The 15,809-nt window shown below is 44.8% G+C and carries 14 protein-coding genes; 11 read left to right on the top strand and 3 right to left on the bottom strand.

Annotation, left to right across the window (positions count from 1 at the left end):
- Positions 1 to 317: 317 nt before the first annotated feature.
- Both cyoE and AC1DLM_RS14250 read left to right on the top strand, forming a co-directional pair.
- Positions 318 to 1,295, top strand: coding sequence for a heme o synthase (gene cyoE, locus AC1DLM_RS14255; RefSeq protein WP_441988623.1), 978 nt, complete (start codon positions 318 to 320; stop codon positions 1,293 to 1,295).
- Positions 1,296 to 1,312: 17 nt separating this feature from the next.
- Entirely contained in the window at positions 1,313 to 1,945 is a 633-nt protein-coding gene (locus AC1DLM_RS14250; protein ID WP_441988624.1) for an SCO family protein, read from the top strand.
- Positions 1,946 to 1,955: 10 nt separating this feature from the next.
- Here AC1DLM_RS14250 and AC1DLM_RS14245 read toward each other — a convergent pair whose 3' ends face one another.
- Together AC1DLM_RS14245 and AC1DLM_RS14240 are read right to left on the bottom strand one after the other, a co-directional pair.
- Positions 1,956 to 2,309 (bottom strand): toprim domain-containing protein, encoded by a 354-nt coding sequence (locus AC1DLM_RS14245; protein WP_477570339.1) that lies wholly within the window; start codon positions 2,307 to 2,309, stop codon positions 1,956 to 1,958.
- Between the two features lie 158 nt (positions 2,310 to 2,467).
- A complete protein-coding gene (locus tag AC1DLM_RS14240; RefSeq protein ID WP_441988626.1) occupies positions 2,468 to 3,652 on the bottom strand; it encodes an MFS transporter in 1,185 nt (394 codons plus the stop codon).
- A 322-nt stretch (positions 3,653 to 3,974) separates the two neighbouring features.
- Between AC1DLM_RS14240 and AC1DLM_RS14235 the strand changes: the two genes are divergently transcribed.
- The 5 genes from AC1DLM_RS14235 to AC1DLM_RS14215 all read left to right on the top strand — a co-directional run bounded on the left by AC1DLM_RS14235 (position 3,975) and on the right by AC1DLM_RS14215 (position 9,703).
- On the top strand, positions 3,975 to 4,403 hold the full coding sequence (locus tag AC1DLM_RS14235) for a hypothetical protein (protein WP_477570338.1): 429 nt from the start codon (positions 3,975 to 3,977) through the stop codon (positions 4,401 to 4,403).
- A gap of 40 nt (positions 4,404 to 4,443) precedes the next feature.
- Positions 4,444 to 5,592: a transglutaminase domain-containing protein gene (locus AC1DLM_RS14230; protein WP_477570337.1), complete on the top strand. Its 1,149-nt coding sequence runs from the start codon at positions 4,444 to 4,446 to the stop codon at positions 5,590 to 5,592.
- Between the two features lie 10 nt (positions 5,593 to 5,602).
- Entirely contained in the window at positions 5,603 to 6,310 is a 708-nt protein-coding gene (locus tag AC1DLM_RS14225) for an HAD-IA family hydrolase (protein ID WP_477570336.1), read from the top strand.
- 81 nt (positions 6,311 to 6,391) lie between these two features.
- A complete protein-coding gene (locus AC1DLM_RS14220) occupies positions 6,392 to 8,281 on the top strand; it encodes a peptidoglycan D,D-transpeptidase FtsI family protein (RefSeq protein ID WP_477570335.1) in 1,890 nt (629 codons plus the stop codon).
- An 88-nt stretch (positions 8,282 to 8,369) separates the two neighbouring features.
- A protein-coding gene (locus AC1DLM_RS14215) for an IS3 family transposase (RefSeq protein ID WP_477570334.1) occupies positions 8,370 to 9,703 on the top strand; the annotation gives its coding sequence in 2 pieces (ribosomal slippage) (positions 8,370 to 8,757 and positions 8,757 to 9,703; 1,335 coding nt in all).
- A gap of 150 nt (positions 9,704 to 9,853) precedes the next feature.
- Here the strand turns inward: AC1DLM_RS14215 and AC1DLM_RS14210 are convergent.
- Positions 9,854 to 10,030, bottom strand: a complete 177-nt coding sequence (locus AC1DLM_RS14210) for a hypothetical protein (protein WP_477570333.1) — start codon at positions 10,028 to 10,030, stop codon at positions 9,854 to 9,856.
- Positions 10,031 to 10,879: 849 nt separating this feature from the next.
- On the opposite strand from AC1DLM_RS14210, the gene asnB reads away from it, so the two are divergent.
- The 4 genes from asnB to AC1DLM_RS14190 are packed head-to-tail and all read left to right on the top strand — an operon-like array spanning position 10,880 to position 15,803.
- Complete coding sequence (gene asnB, locus AC1DLM_RS14205) at positions 10,880 to 12,754, top strand: asparagine synthase (glutamine-hydrolyzing) (protein ID WP_441988631.1); 1,875 nt, start codon at positions 10,880 to 10,882, stop codon at positions 12,752 to 12,754.
- A gap of 47 nt (positions 12,755 to 12,801) precedes the next feature.
- Entirely contained in the window at positions 12,802 to 13,539 is a 738-nt protein-coding gene (locus tag AC1DLM_RS14200; RefSeq protein WP_477570332.1) for a Cof-type HAD-IIB family hydrolase, read from the top strand.
- 49 nt (positions 13,540 to 13,588) lie between these two features.
- Positions 13,589 to 14,068, top strand: coding sequence for a DUF456 domain-containing protein (locus tag AC1DLM_RS14195; protein WP_477570331.1), 480 nt, complete (start codon positions 13,589 to 13,591; stop codon positions 14,066 to 14,068).
- Positions 14,069 to 14,114: 46 nt separating this feature from the next.
- Positions 14,115 to 15,803 (top strand): putative polysaccharide biosynthesis protein, encoded by a 1,689-nt coding sequence (locus AC1DLM_RS14190; RefSeq protein ID WP_477570330.1) that lies wholly within the window; start codon positions 14,115 to 14,117, stop codon positions 15,801 to 15,803.
- Positions 15,804 to 15,809 lie beyond the last annotated feature (6 nt).

Raw genomic sequence — 15,809 nt, 5'->3', positions numbered from 1 at the left:
AGCTTATGGACACAATCCCATTGGCTCAGGATCGTTGCCGCTTGCTAACCTGAGCGAAGGGGATAGTGGCGTTAGATAGCTATAAGAGAGCATAGATAGAGGCGTTAAGGTGTCCCAGAGGTTAATTCCACAATTTTTTCACATATTCCAAAATGGAATCGAATGGTAAGTGCATTTTCCACGCATACTGGAAGGGAGAATCGACAATATGATGACAACTGCCCGTGCTTCATTGTCAAATGATGTAGGGGTTGGTATGATGAGAATGTTCATTAAGATGTAGGATCGGAAATTTGATATAGAGGAGGTAAACGCACATGGATAATCAAGTCACTTACGAAAATGTTTCAACCGGCTCGTCCCAAGGGCAAGCTGGAACTGATGCCATAGATGCTAGCTCGACGAAAGGTGCAAATGGGCCTGTGACCTTGAAGGAATATTACCGACTGGTGAAACCGGGTATTATTTATTCCAATTTGATGACAGCATTCGCTGGATACTGGGTAGCGGCCAAGTGGGATGTTGACTGGCTCCATTTATTTATGACGATGCTAGGCACAGCACTTGTTATGGCTGGAGGTACGGTACTGAATAATTATCTGGACCGTGAGATGGATGCGAAGATGGAACGCACACAGAATAGAGCACTGCCAAGTGGACGGTTAAGCGCCAATTTTGTTCTTTGGTTCGGAATTATTCTTGGTACGATTGGATTAGGGGTTCTCTATTTAGGGGCGCATTCACCTTTAGCTACATTAATGGGTTTACTTGGATTGTTCTTTTATGTTTGGATCTATACAGCGTGGTTCAAAAGAACATCGGTATGGAGCACATTCGTGGGAGCGATCTCAGGAGCAGTACCACCTCTGATCGGTTATTGCGCGGTTAGCGGGAATATTGATTTGGGAGCGATCTTGGTTTTCTTGTTCTTATTCCTATGGCAGCCGCCGCATTTCTGGGCGCTTGGCATTCGCCGTATGGAAGAGTATCGTGCAGCGGGCTTCCCGTTATTGCCGGTAGTCAGAGGAACTTTTGTAACGAAAATTAGTATGGTTCGTTATGTCGTTCTATTAGTACCTGTTACAGTAATGTTAACGGCATATGGTTATGTAGGGACGATCTTCTTAATCGTATCGACAATTCTTGGATTAACGTGGGTTTTCATGAGTGTCAAAGGATTCAAAGCAAATGGGGAAGCAGAAATTGTATGGGCAAAGCGCATGTTCTTGTTCTCCCTTTTATATTTAACGCTGTTATCGATCTTGATGGTTATTGATACGACAGCGAAAATTTAGTCTGGGGGACGAAAACGATGGGGACGTTTTTGGAGAAAAACTGGTTTAAGCTAGCACTGGGTGCGATTTTAATTGCAATGATTGCATCCTTTGCTTATAAATTAGTGACGAACGGCAGTAAGCCGGATGAAAGATTAACAGCAATGAAGGCTGCGCCTTCTTTTACACTGCAAGATTTAGATGGTAAAACAGTTACCTCCGAAAGTATGAACGGTAAAGTACGACTCGTGTATTTCTTTTACTCTTTTTGTCCAGATGTGTGCTTGCCGACAAGTTTCTTGATTTCACAGGTGCAGGATGAATTGAAGAAAAAGGATTTACTGGGATCCAAAGCGGAAATATTATCGATAACTGTGGATCCAGTAAGGGATACTGCAGAGGTGCTGAAAGCATTCGGAAATCGCTTCGAATCGAAGCCGGTTCCAGGCGGATGGACGTTCCTACGAGGTGAAGAAGCGAAGGTTCATAAGCTTGCTGAAGATTTCGGTATTATGGTCATCAAAGAGAAAGACGGCAATTTCTCACATTCCAATGCGATCTTGCTCGTCGATCCAAAGGGTCAGCTAAGAAATTACTATGATGCAAGTAATCCAGAATTGGATGCAGATCATATCGTGAAGGATGTTGTAACCCTTTCAAAAGGGAAATAACGCAAAGTGATTATTCATAAGCAGGGTTGGGCGCAGGGTAGATAATATACGCGTCCAGTCCTGCTTTTTCTAATTGCCCAATGAGATATTCTTCTGGTGTGCCTTCGACACCTGCATAGCCCTTACGGGTATAGATGTGTTCGGCATCGGGAAATGTATCGCGCAGCAAATAGCGGATTTTTTTGCCGGATGCGTCATTGTCAGTGAAAATATAAACAGGCAGATCGCCTACCTTTTTGCGCAACGAATCCAAGGTAATGGAACTGGGAGTGCCGAAGGTACAGTGGATGATGACGGTATCATCAACGACTCGCTTCAAGCGACTCCTATCATTTTTTCCCTCAACAATTATGGCAATGGACATGGATTCACCTTCACTCCTTTTTAGAGTAGTATACCCCGTTTGGAGCGGCGATCCAAGTAACGCGGAGCTGCGATATTTCCTGGGAAATGACAAGGATTTACAGCGTATGACACATGGAAAAAGGCCTGACGACATCAAGCCTTTTATGTGAAGAGAAATTATGAAGTTATCACAGGTGATTTGAACGTACGAAAAGGTAGAAGTGATAGAGCTAACATTAGGATGAAGAATGCAATGAAGTAGGAGGATATATGATCGCGAAGCTGGCCAGCCATCATGGGTCCAATAAAGGCACCGACCGAATAAGAAATCGAAAGCAAAGAAAACACACGACCATACCTAGAGCTGCTGGTAATACTGGCAAGTAAAGCTGCAAGTGCGGGATAAATGACACCTTTGGCCATGCCGATTAAGAAAAGGGATACGGTTAATGGAATTGGCCACTGGATGGCTAATCCGAAGAAAACTGCGGCAAGCCCGATACTCCCGCCGATTGTCCGTAAAAAAGGTGATATTTTATTCAAAAACCAGAAAGAGATACTAAGCAATGCGCCTAAACTGACTAATGTAAAAAATACGCCAGAAGTAAGAATTGACTCTCGTGCTGATTTCATTAAGGGCAGTTCGAAGAACAGAATCCCCTGTGAGCAAGAGAGTGCCATGGGAATGAGGAAGAAAAGCCAGGGGATAGAGACACCATCACCTTCATCACCTTCTTTGATATCCTGTGATGCATGATGTCCGTGCGGATCTAAGAGGGCTTTGGCTCCTGTCTTGTCCTCTTTGTGAGCTAGCATTTCCTTCTCTTTTACACCGAAAATGGCAAGAATACCCGTGAAAATAAGGATCCAGCCTAATACGGAAAAAGAGGTTGTAAAGCCAATTTTGGCTACTAATACAGCACCTGCCGCAGGCGAGACTACGGATGCTAGGGTGTGGACCAGGCCGTTGCCTGCCATGAGCTTGCTTTGATGAATGCGATCACGCGCTATGCGAGCAAGTAGAGATAAACAAGCAGGTGATAGGAAGGCAAGTACAAATCCACTGATGGAACGAATGTAAAGCAGATGCCACGGATCTTTCACGTTGGATTGAAATAGTAATATGATCCCTGCTACAATTAAACTAAAGACAATGAAAAATTTACTGCCGTATTTGTCTACACCATAGCCTGCAAGGAGATTGCCAGGAAGATGTGTGAGTGAATATACGCCCATGATGAGCCCTATAAATGAAGGAGCAGCTCCCAGCGATAAGGCGAAAGGGGATAAAATCGGGTATTGCGCGTGTAAATCAAAAAATGCAACAAACATAAATAAGTACAACCATATGGCTGTTCGCACGGTTTTACCACCTCGATCCTTTAGTTTCATCTCTTCTTAAGTTTTACGCCGCTCGTCCCAAGGATATGACCGTTCGGGACAAATGACACAAATTCGAAACAGGGAGGAAGTATGGACCCTATAGTTTTTATACTTTTGGCTGCCGTCGGAATTTTTCTAGTTTTTCGTTTAAGACAATCTTATCGTAGAACTGGAAAAAGCATAGATAAGACCAAAGAAATCGAGCAGAAGCTAGCACAGTTAAGGAAAAAAAGAGATGAAGATTAAGGAGTCCGTGTAGTATGATAGGAAGGGACTTTTGGATTATAAGGAGGGGTTAAAGTTGGATCAGTGGATTTCGTTTGCACAGGATCGTTGGTATTTAATTGTAGGGGCTATTATTGTTCTATTTATTGTGATTGGTATTGTCAAAACCGTGGTGAAATGGGTCGTAGTCCTTGTCATCGTTGGGGCGCTTATCGTTTATGGAGCGAGTTATAAGGATAAAATAAAAGATATTGGGGCAACGGTTATTTCTCAAGTCAGCGATGACATCAAAGATAAGACAGTTAGCGCCTTGACTTCGGAAGCCAAAGAGGCGAAATTCAAGGCTAACCCGGACGGTTCCTTTTTAATTACCACGAAAAGTTTGCAAGTAGAAGGGAAACCGGGATCCGATGAGGTTCAGGTCACTTTTCTCGGGAAAACTTTCAAAATGAATGCAAATGCTGCGGTGAATGCATTCATCGAGCAAGCAAAGAAAAATGCCTAGTCAATTGCTGGGCTAGCTTATCAAAGGAAGGTGAGTACACATGACGGATAACGCGTGGTTTTCAACCACCTCAATCAATTTTATATCCATCTTGATCGTTCTCACGATTGCAGCTTCTGTGCTACAGGGGTTTTTCCGTGGTGGCTCTGGTTCAGCCAGGCATTTCGTTGCTATGTTGGTGGAAGCAGTGCTCGCCATCCTCGCCATGTTTATTGCTTGGAAGGGTGTGCAACTGATTTCACCTTGGATTCAAACGTGGCTGAAAGATCAGAATTTGCAGGTTCCGACGGTGGACATAAGTGCGTTAAAACAAGCTTACTATACCGTCATTACTAGCTTGCGCGATTTTCCATTACTCCGTTTTGGCGTTTTATTTATTCTCGGCTATGTTATTATCAAACAAATCTTGAATCACTTGGTTGATTTAGTGTTAGGGCGTTGGTTAGCAGAACGGTTTGCCATGCCCAAACGGAGCCATTCGATCTTGAGCTCGATTTCAGGCGGGGCCATTGGATCCATAGCTGGATTTGCTAGAGCTCTAATGCTAATAGCTATTTTATTCATTTATGTTTCCATATTCCCTCACTCGATGCTAACCCCATATATTGAGTCTTCACATATGTATCAAAAAGGAGCTCAAGAAGTGATTTCACCGTTCACAGGTGATTTTATTGCGGAGAAGGCGCCTGTTTTTACACGTGCTGTAGAGCAAGAATTCACGAATATTTTGCAACGAAAATATGAAGTTCTTGACGCGAAAATCCCGGGTAACATTGCGGATGCAGCCAAGGAAATTACAGCAAATGCCACGACAGATGAAGAAAAAGCTAAACTGCTGTACAGTTGGGTCGGAACCCGCGTTCAGTATGATTGGAATAAAGTAAAGCTATATGAAGAACAACGAATTTGGAAGGAGCAAACGCCAGAGGATACGTTCAATACCAAAGAAGGCGTTTGTATCGATTATTCAAGGTTATACGCACAAATGGCCAGATCCATTGGACTTGATGTGAAGGTTGTCACAGGTCTAGGGTATGATGGTCAGGGTGGATATGGCCCGCACGCTTGGAATGAAGTGTATCTCAAGGAAACGAATAAGTGGGTACCTCTGGATTCTACTTGGGTGGCAAGCGGAGCAAATTGGTTCAATCCACCGAATTTCGATCAAACACATGTGAKGGACGTTTAGAGGAGAGAATATGCGGAAAGAGTTACATGCTTACAAGATGATTTATTTGGATGCAGGTGATACGTTAGTAACGATTCCTGCGGCACAAACGATTTTAAAACAATACTTGCAACTGCGCGCAGTTGACCGAGATGAAGATCATATTAATGAACTTTTTACAGAAGCATTTCGTCTATTTTATTATGTTGAGAAAAAAGATAACTTCGTGGTGTGCAGTCCAGAGTCAGATCGTGAATTCTGGGTTAACCTATACCACTATGTTCTGCATAAGTTAGGCGTTCATGAGGATTGGACAGAGGAAGAGATTTTCAACTGCTGTCATGAGTTATACGAGATTTTCACAGCACCGGAGTATTATGATTTGTTTGATGATGTGAAGCCATTTCTGGAAGAGTTGAAGAAACAAGGTTTTCGTATCGGTATTATCTCTAATTTTGCGCCGACTTTGAAAGCGATTCTAGCTGACAAAGGGGTATTACACTATTTTGACCCCGTACTGGTATCAACCGAAGTTGGTTTGGAGAAGCCTGACCCTGCAATTTTTCGGCTTGCTTTACAGATGGCGGACGTTGAGGCTAGTGATGTCCTATATGTCGGGGATCATGAGACGAATGATATTTGGGCCCCTAATCAAGTAGGAATAGATGCTGTTCGTATTATTCGGTACCCTTATCACACGGGAGATGGAATCCGATCCCTACTTGAATTGATTCAGTAAGTTTTATCGCCAATAGGAAAGCAGTTTTCGGGGACCGAAAACATAGTAGTTCCTATGTGGAGAGAAAGGATATGAACCCGCATGAAGTCATCCATTATGGATGATCCGAAGAAAAAAGAAATCACTAAAAAACGGCACTTTTCGTTTCGGATCAATATATTTTTCTTCGTTACTTTTTTACTTTTTTCCGTACTCATTGTACGGTTAGCGATTCTTCAATTCGTTCAAGCCAAGGATCTGAAGGCTGCAGAGAATACCAACACGAATCAAACCAACAAAATCGCCCCAATTCGCGGCAATATTTATGATTCTACGAAATCCCCGCTGGCGTATACCATTCCCGTACAATCCTTATTTTTCCGTATTGAACCAGGCCAGGATAAGGATGCTAATATTGATTTAGCCAAACGCATTAAGAGCGAAGTATTTGACAAGTATGCTAAACCGAATACAGTTAGTCCAACAGCTGAAGAGATTGTTCTTGCCATGGACTTGGGCTATGACATTAATAAAAATAAAGTGAAAGACCCTAGCTACTATTCCGTACCACGCCGTATTAAAGCAGATTTATCCAATGCTGAAATTGCATTTTTGCTGGAACACCGGGATGAATTCAAAGGGCTGGAAGTGACGGAAGAAAGTATCCGTACCTATGAGGTGGAAGACGATAAGACGACAATTGCTACACAATTGGTCGGGTATACGAATGCATTTTCAACCGAAACAGCGAAAAAAATCTATAAGGATAATCCGAATAGTGAAGAATATTTAAGCAACGAGAATGTCGGTTTCGATGGAATCGAGCGAATGTATCAAGATGAGCTCCGCGGCAAGAACGGGAGTAAGAAGTATCCAGTGAATGCCGCGATGAAAATCATTGGAAGGGCCGAAGTCACAGCCCCGGTTAAGGGGAATAATCTGTATCTGTCGATCAACAAGGACGTTCAGAAGGCGACGGAGAAAATGCTGCATGATCATATCCAATATCTCCGTTCTCCTTCCAATGCGAATGATGCGTATTTGAAATATGGGGTGAAGGCCTCCTCGGGCTTCGCAGTAGCGATGGAAGTAGATACGGGACGTGTCATCACGATGGCGAACTACCCGGATTACGATGCGAATGCCTGGACAGGTGGGATGGCAACAGCCACCTATAAGGAGATCGAGACGTACATACAGAATGGTACGATCACTACTGCCAAAGCCAAATATCCAGACGCCAAAGAAAATGCGAAGCATCCTTCTTCCATTGTTTTCATGGGTTCAACGATTAAACCGTTATCCGTATTAATCGGATTGAAAGAAAAGTTCTTTACAGCGGGGGTTCAGAATTACAATGATACAGGTACATTTACCTTTGGTAGGGATGGTAATAGCTCCATTTCAAACTCCGATAAACACGCTTATGGCAGTTTAAATGCGTCGTCCGCCATTGAGGTTTCCTCGAATACGTATATGTCGGCGATGGTAGGTATCCCTTTCTGGAATAAATACGGTCGGGAAAGCTCGAAGGTGACAGCCAAATGGGCAGAGTATCTAGCTAAGTTCGGAATGGGTGTGCAAACGGGCAGTGGATTGCCTGGTGAATACGCAGGATCCAATGACTTTATTAAAAATGCGGAGAAAGACAGTTATCAATCCGCGATGGTTTACGCATCATGGGGACAGAATGAGAAAACGACAACGCTGCAACTTGCGCAATATACGGCAACACTTGCTAGTCGTGGGAAACGGATGAAACCTCAGTTCGTAGAAGAAATACGTGATTATCAAGGCAATCTGGTGAAGACGATTGAGCCTGAGGTCCTAGATGATTCATCCAAGGAGTTCACACAGTCGGACTGGAATACAATTATTCATGGGATGAAAAGCGGCGCTCAAGGCATTGACGAATTACCCTTCAATGTCGCTCGTAAGACAGGAACATCCACGCAGGATGTGGCTGGCGGAAGGGTAGAGAATGCCGTTTAAACTGTACCCTATCGAGTAGACACTTTAAAAAAGTCTCTCGATAGGGTACTTTTATTTATATCAGAAAAGATGGGAATGGGAAAATGAAATGAGTAAGAAAATATTCACAGATAACGAAATCAAGTCGCTATCTATCAATCCTTATGTTAAGACTGTTTCATCAAAGGCAATTACGTATACTGATGCGTTTAAACAATTGTTCATAACAGAAAACGGCAAAGGCAAGTTGCCTAGAGAAATATTTGAAGAATGTGGTTTTGACGTGACAGTCATTGGGATACAAAGAGTCAGATCCTCAGGAAAGAGATGGCGTGCGAGTTACCAGGAGAACGGTGTTCTAGGTTTGCAGGATACGAGAAGCCAAGGGTCTGGTAGACCTCTTACAAGGGAACTGACGATGGAAGAGAAGTATGCCAGGTTGGAGGCTCAGAACAACTTATTAAAAGCGGAGAACGAACTGTTAAAAAAGATCCGTTTTGCAGAAAGGAGGGAGAACAAAGGATAGCATTGTCTCATGATCAAAGATACGTACTCATCCATACCATTATCAAGAAATATGAGCTCCACCGTATGGTTAACTATTTATGTAAAGTTGCCGAGGTTTCCAAGAGTGGATACTACAGGTACTGGACTTTCGAGGCACAGCAAAAGAGAAGCCAGCGGGAGCAACAAGATGAACAGGTAAAAGAGATCATCTTAAAGGCTTATCATTTCAAACGCCGCAAAAAAGGGGCTCGTTCCGTCAAGATGACACTGGAGGGGCAATTTAAGGTTGTCTACAATCTGAAACGCATCAGGAGGGTTATGAAGAAATACAACATTGTGTGTCCTTACAGAAAGGCCAATCCCTATAAAAGGATGATGAAGGCCACCCAAGAGCATAGGATCGTTCCTAACCTGCTGAACCGAGAGTTTAAGCAGAATATTCCTGGTAAAGTGTTACTAACGGACATTACCTATTTATTTTACGGTTCGAGTAAAAAAGCCTATTTATCAACCATCAAGGACAGCTCAACCAATGAAATCCTAGCCTATCATGTATCTAGCCAGATCACGATGGATATAGCGACAGATACCCTCCTTAAACTTAAAAAAAATAGAAGGTTTAAGCAGGCAGAAGGTGCTTTCATTCATTCTGATCAGGGAACCCATTATACACATCCAGACTTTCAAAAAATGCTTAAGAGGATGAAATTAAAACAATCCATGTCCAGGAGGGGAAACTGTTGGGACAATGCCCCTCAGGAATCCTTTTTTGGTCATTTTAAAGATCAGGCCTCCATCAAGCCATGTATGACTTTGGACGAGCTAAAACGAGAGATTAAAGATTACATGACATACTATAATCACTACAGATACCAATGGAATTTAAAAAGGATGACCCCTGTGCAATACAGAGATCATCTTCTTCAATCTGCCTAGACTTTTTTTAAAATGTCCTTTACACGGGGTACAGTTTAGCTGCGGCAGGCTCTTTTTTTTGTGATTAAAGCTATTGTAGCGTGCAAGGGTCTTTGGCATTGGTTATTTTGCCGCGGTATGTCAGCTTCGGTTGTCAACTGTCGAGTGCCTCTATGCACAAAGTACAACCCGCAACCCGCTGACCGTAAACCGTAAACCGTAAACCGTAAACCGTAAACCGTAAACCGTAAACCGTAAACCGTAAACCGTAAACCGTAAACCGTAAACCGTAAACCGTAAACCGTAAATCACAACCCGCAACCCGCTGACCGGAAACCACAACCACAAATCACAAACCGCAAATCACAAATAACAAATCGCAAGTCACAAATCACAAATCACAAATCACAAATCACAAATCACAAATCACAAATCACAAATCGCAAGTCACAAACCACAAATCACAAATCACAAATCACATACCGCAAACCCACATACACATACCGCATACCACAAACCACTGACCACATAGCGACTCCCACTCCCCCCCCGCCCACTGAACGTCGTTTGCCCCATTTTTGCGAATAGATGGATTTCCTGTAGTTAATTCTTCGTAAAACCGATAAAAATCGAGAATAGCTGGATTTTGTACAGTTAATTTCAGGAAATTTCGCCAATATGTGCTGATGAGGGAGAATTAGCTACATGTTTTCCATCTAAATCGATTTATCAGATGGATTTCTCCTAAATAGCTGTACATTTTCCAGTTAAGTTGAATTGAGTTAAGCTAAGCTAAGTTAAATTAAATTAAGTTGAGTTGAGAAAAATTAAGTCAGGTCGAGTTAAGTATAAGTTGATCTACTGAGGCACCTAATCGAGTAACGAAACTCTGCCTTTTTAGCAACACGCACCAGTTACTGCCCAACGGCATATCCTATTCCAAGGGTAAGAATTAGCTTCACCCTAAATGTTGCCCGAGGTCAACTTTTGTGCGCAGAGGAAAGGTGGTCGAATCTCATGAAAAAAAGCCGGTTATCTGCTTCTCTAAAACGACTTCTCATTTCCATCATTTTTCTATAAGATACAGCCATTCTTGTACGCTCACGGTATTTCCTGAAAGACGGGCTGATATGGTATACTAATATATCGGTTGTCCAAGAGAAAGAATGATGAGAGTACGGAGGAGTGAGTCTCACCATGTGTGGTATTACGGGTGTAATGTATTTTGAAGATAGAGAACCAACTGAGGCAAGCTTGAAGCAAATGACAGATGTGATTGTGCATCGGGGGCCTAATGATGTCGGCTTCTGGACAGAGAATCGCATTGGCTTAGGATTTAGACGATTATCCGTTATCGATATCAAAGAAGGCCATCAGCCGTTAGCGAATGAAGATGAAACCGTCTGGATTATTTTCAACGGTGAAATTTATAATTACAAAGAGCTGCGCACGATGTTGAAAGAGCGCGGTCATATTTTCCGCACGCAGAGCGACACAGAAGTTATCGTCCATCTTTATGAGGAATTTGGCGAGGATTGCGTGAAGCACATGCGAGGTATGTTCGGTTTTGTGATCTGGGACCGCAAGAAAAAGCAGCTGTTCGGAGCGAGAGACCACTTCGGCATTAAGCCGTTTTATTATCATGTGAGTGACCGTCAATTCTTGTTCGGCTCGGAAATCAAGAGCTTGCTTGCGGCGGAAGGCATGAATCGGTTGATCCATACGGACAGCTTGCTGAATTACTTGACCTTTCAATATGTACCAGAGCCACATACGATGTTCCAAGGGATTTATAAGCTGCCGCCTGCTCATTCGGTTACAATTACTTTTGACGGCAAAATGACCCTACATAAATATTGGGATCCCATGTTTGAGCCGGAAGAGAAGCCATTTGACTACTATGTGGAACAAATTCGTGAAGGCTTGAAAGAGTCCGTCAAGCTCCACATGGTCAGTGATGTGGAACGCGGATGCTTCCTGTCGAGCGGGATCGACTCGACGGCGATTGCTACGCACATGCGGAATATCGAACCGATCCGCACGTTCTCCGTTGGCTTCGATGGCGCCAACAACGAGACGCCGATCGCTGCTCAGACCGCAGCGACGCTCGGGACCGAGCACTACGACAAAATCATCACGCAGGATGATTTCTTTGCGACGATGCCGAAGGCGATCTGGCACCAGGACGAGCCTGTCGCCGATCCTTCGGCCATTGCCCTCTACCACGTGGCGCAGCTTGCGCGCGAGCATGTAACGGTCGTGCTGTCCGGCGAAGGCGCGGACGAGCTCTTCGGCGGCTATCGCATCTATCGCGAGCCGCAGTCGCTCAAGCCGCTGGATCAGCTGCCGCCATCGGTGAAGCGCATGCTGAACCGCTTCGCACGCATACTGCCGAGCGGAGTGAAAGGCCGCAACTATGTGTTGCGGGGGACGACTCCGCTAGAAGAACGCTTCCTCGGGAATGCCAAAATTTTCTCCGAGGATATGAAAGCGGAAGTGCTCCGTCTCGATAGTGAGATGCTGCGCGCCTACAAGAATCCCGTGCAAATCGCCGGCGATTACTATAACAAAACGAAACATTTGGATCCAGTAAGCCGGATGCAGTACATCGACATGAATTTGTGGATGCCTGGCGATATTCTCATGAAAGCCGACAAAATGACGATGGCGCATTCCTTGGAATTGCGCGTTCCTTTTCTGGACAAGGAGCTGTACGAAGTGGCTCGCCGCATTCCAGCGAAGTATCGCATAGCGAATGGGACAACGAAGTACATTTTCCGAAAAGCGATGGAAGGCATCATTCCGGATCCGATTCTGAATCGTCCGAAGTTAGGCTTCCCAGTACCCCTGCGGGATTGGATGAAAGGCGCTATGGGCGATATGGTGATGGATCAAATCAAAACCAGCGGTATTGAGGATTACATCGACATTGAGGCAGTTGAGAAAATGCTGCATAAGCATCGTATCGGTCAAGGAGACTACGCACGACGCTTGTGGACTCTCTATATTTTTGCACTATGGCACAAAACGTTCATGGAAGAGCTGCCAAAGAGAGTGCTTACTGCTTACTAGAACGACAATGACAAATGTAAGGCAGCATGAGACAGGAGTTGACGCGAATGGGTAACTACAAATTAATCGCACTTGATATGGATGGCACCTTATTGAACGAGGACAAGAAAATATCTGCGGAGAATCAAGCGGCGATTCGCGAAGCCACTGAACAAGGAAAAGTGGTGATCATGTCCACGGGACGCGGTGCCATCAGTGCTATGCCTTTCATTAAAGAGCTTGGGCTCTCAACACCCCTTGTTGTGGTAAACGGTAGTGAAGTGTGGGCGTCGCCAGATACGTTGCTGAAACGAACGCTAGTACCGATTGAAACGATACGTAATTTGCACCAGCTAGCGGTGGAAAACGACTGCTGGTGGTGGGCGTATTCCGTAGAGGGTGTGTTCAATCGAGAAAGTGAAGGATTAGATATGAATCAGCATGAATGGCTAAAATTCGGTTATTTCACAGACAATGCCGAGAAATTGCAACGCATTCGCGAATTGGTGTCGAGTTGGGGAACGCTTGAAATCACCAATTCACACCCGTCGAACTTGGAACTGAATCCGCTCGGCATCAGCAAAGCAACGGGTGTTGAAACGGTGTGCCAACTTCTGGGCATTGCGATGTCCGAGGTGATTGCTATGGGCGACAGCGAAAATGATATTGCGATGATTCGTGAAGCAGGACTAGGTGTGGCTATGGGAAATGCCCAAGATGAAGTGAAGCGGATCGCAGATATTACGACAGTAACGAACAATGAGCATGCTGTCGCGCAAGTCATTCGCACTTACCTGCTCACCTAACCCAGGACCAAGCTCCACATTTACGCTAACATGGAGGAATGAACTGCGCATGATTACCTTGGGTTGGATTGTCGTTATTCTTTTATTTGTCATCGGAATGGTGGGTGCCGTCTATCCGATCCTGCCTGGTGTACTAGCTATTTATGCTGCCTTTTTCATCTATGGTTGGCTGATCACTTGGGAGCCATTCGGCTTCTGGTTCTGGTTGATCCAGACCTTGGTTGTCATTATTATTATCGTGGCGGATTATGCGGTTAGTGCCTTGGGGGTCAAAAAGTTCGGAGGCTCGAAACCGGCAATCGTCGGAAGTACCATTGGTTTGATCATTGGTCCTTTCGTGATTCCAGCATTCGGGATCATCCTAGGACCATTCATCGGCGCCGTAGTGGGTGAATTAATTGCCGGAACCAATTGGCAAAATGCTATACGCGCAGGAATTGGGTCTGTGCTTGGTTTTTTTGCCAGCTCAGTGGTGAAAATTGTTTTGCAGCTGGCTATGATTATTATTTTCTTCCTGTGGATCTTTTGAGGCTTAGAAGGACGTAAGAAAACTGTAAGAGAGAGAAGGAACGGACTTGACGAAGGTAACCAAAGATTCCCTTGTAAAAGGGACGCTCATTCTCACCGTGGCCGCGCTTGTAGCGCGGTTTCTCGGCGTTTTCCAGCGAATACCGCTGGTGCACTTGCTTCATGAAGAAGGTATGAAGAGTTATGTTATCGCATTCAATTTGTATTCGGTTCTGTTGGTCATTGCGACCGCAGGAATTCCCAGCGCATTAAGTAAAATGGTGGCAGAGAAACGTGCCATCGGTCGACCGGATGAAGCGCAAAGAATCTATCAGGCTGCAATTTGGTTCGCTGTTGTTGCGGGTGCAGCCATGACTGTGTTGTTATATGTTTTCGCCCCGTTCTACGCAGAAAGCATATCACAGGGTGGTCCCGACGCGACTTTAGCTACAAGAGCGATCGCGCCAGCCATGCTTGTATTTCCGCTTATCGCAATCATGCGAGGGTATTTCCAAGGGCGACAGAATATGATGCCAAACGGCATTTCACAAGTCGTGGAACAGATTTTTAGACTTATTATCTCAATTACGCTTGCCTTTTTCTTGCTCGATTTCTCGCTTGGATGGGCTGTAGCTGGCGCTTCTTTTGGAGGCGTGGTTGGAGGTTTAGCGGCTCTAGCAGTTATGCTGTATTATGCCATAAAGCTGAAGAAAGCCGATGCACAAGAACGACAGCCAGCTGTATCACAAGCCGCGGCAGAGCAGATGGGGGTTGCAAGGTCAGAAGATCGTCCTGTGGAATTGATGCGTTACAGGGATATTTATCGCAGCATGTTAAGGCTCTCGATACCGATTGTCGTCTTCTCCGTGACGGTTACACTCGTGTATCTGATTGATACGTCAATGATTATTCCAATCCTGCAAGATGCTATCGGCACTGACGAAGCCTCACGATTAGTAGGTATTCTAGGTGGACGCGCGCAATCGCTCGCGGGGATTCCCATTATTTTGGCTATCGCCTTGAGTCAATCCGTTGTACCTATTATTTCGGCTGCGTATTCACGCAAAGATTTGAAACAGGTCGGACAGCAGACGACACGCGTGTTGCAGCTTGCAATTCTATCTGGTCTTCCTGCTGTATTAATGATCAGTATTGCGGCTAGACCGCTCGACTTCTTCCTCTTTGGGCATGAGGATTCCGCCTATGGAATCGCCCATGGACCCGCGATGATTTCCTTGCTGACGGCAGGAGCAATGTTCCAGATCGTTATGCAGACCTCAGGAGCCGTTCTGATGGGGATGGGACGGATGAAGCCATTGATGGCTCATGTGGGTGTCGGCATCGCGATCAAGCTGCTTGGCAGCTTCGTGCTGGGGCATTGGTTTGGCATCTACGGCATCATTATCTCAACAGGACTATGCTTTATCGCGATGTCATGGCTGAATATTCGCTCACTCCGCAAGGAGGTATCGTTCACCATTCTGGGGCGCCGGTTCGGTGGACTTATCCTCACGATCATTGTCATCGGCGTGCTTGGCTTTGCAGCAGAATGGCTGACACATAACTATGTGGTACCATCACCTTGGTTCCGCTTGAATCAAGGTATCCAAGCGGTGCTAATCTGTGGGTTAACAGTTGCTTTGTATCCCCTTATGCTCATGATTACGCGCGTAGTGACGAAGGATGATGTGAAGAACTTTCCATCACCCATACAGAAGATCATAGGAAAAGCGAGTCGTTTGTTAAAACGTTCGTAATCGCAT

This window comes from Paenibacillus sp. 01T442 (assembly GCF_056398345.1).
The sequence above is the reverse complement of the archived record's forward strand: the minus strand, read 5'-3'. Positions and strand labels throughout refer to the sequence as shown.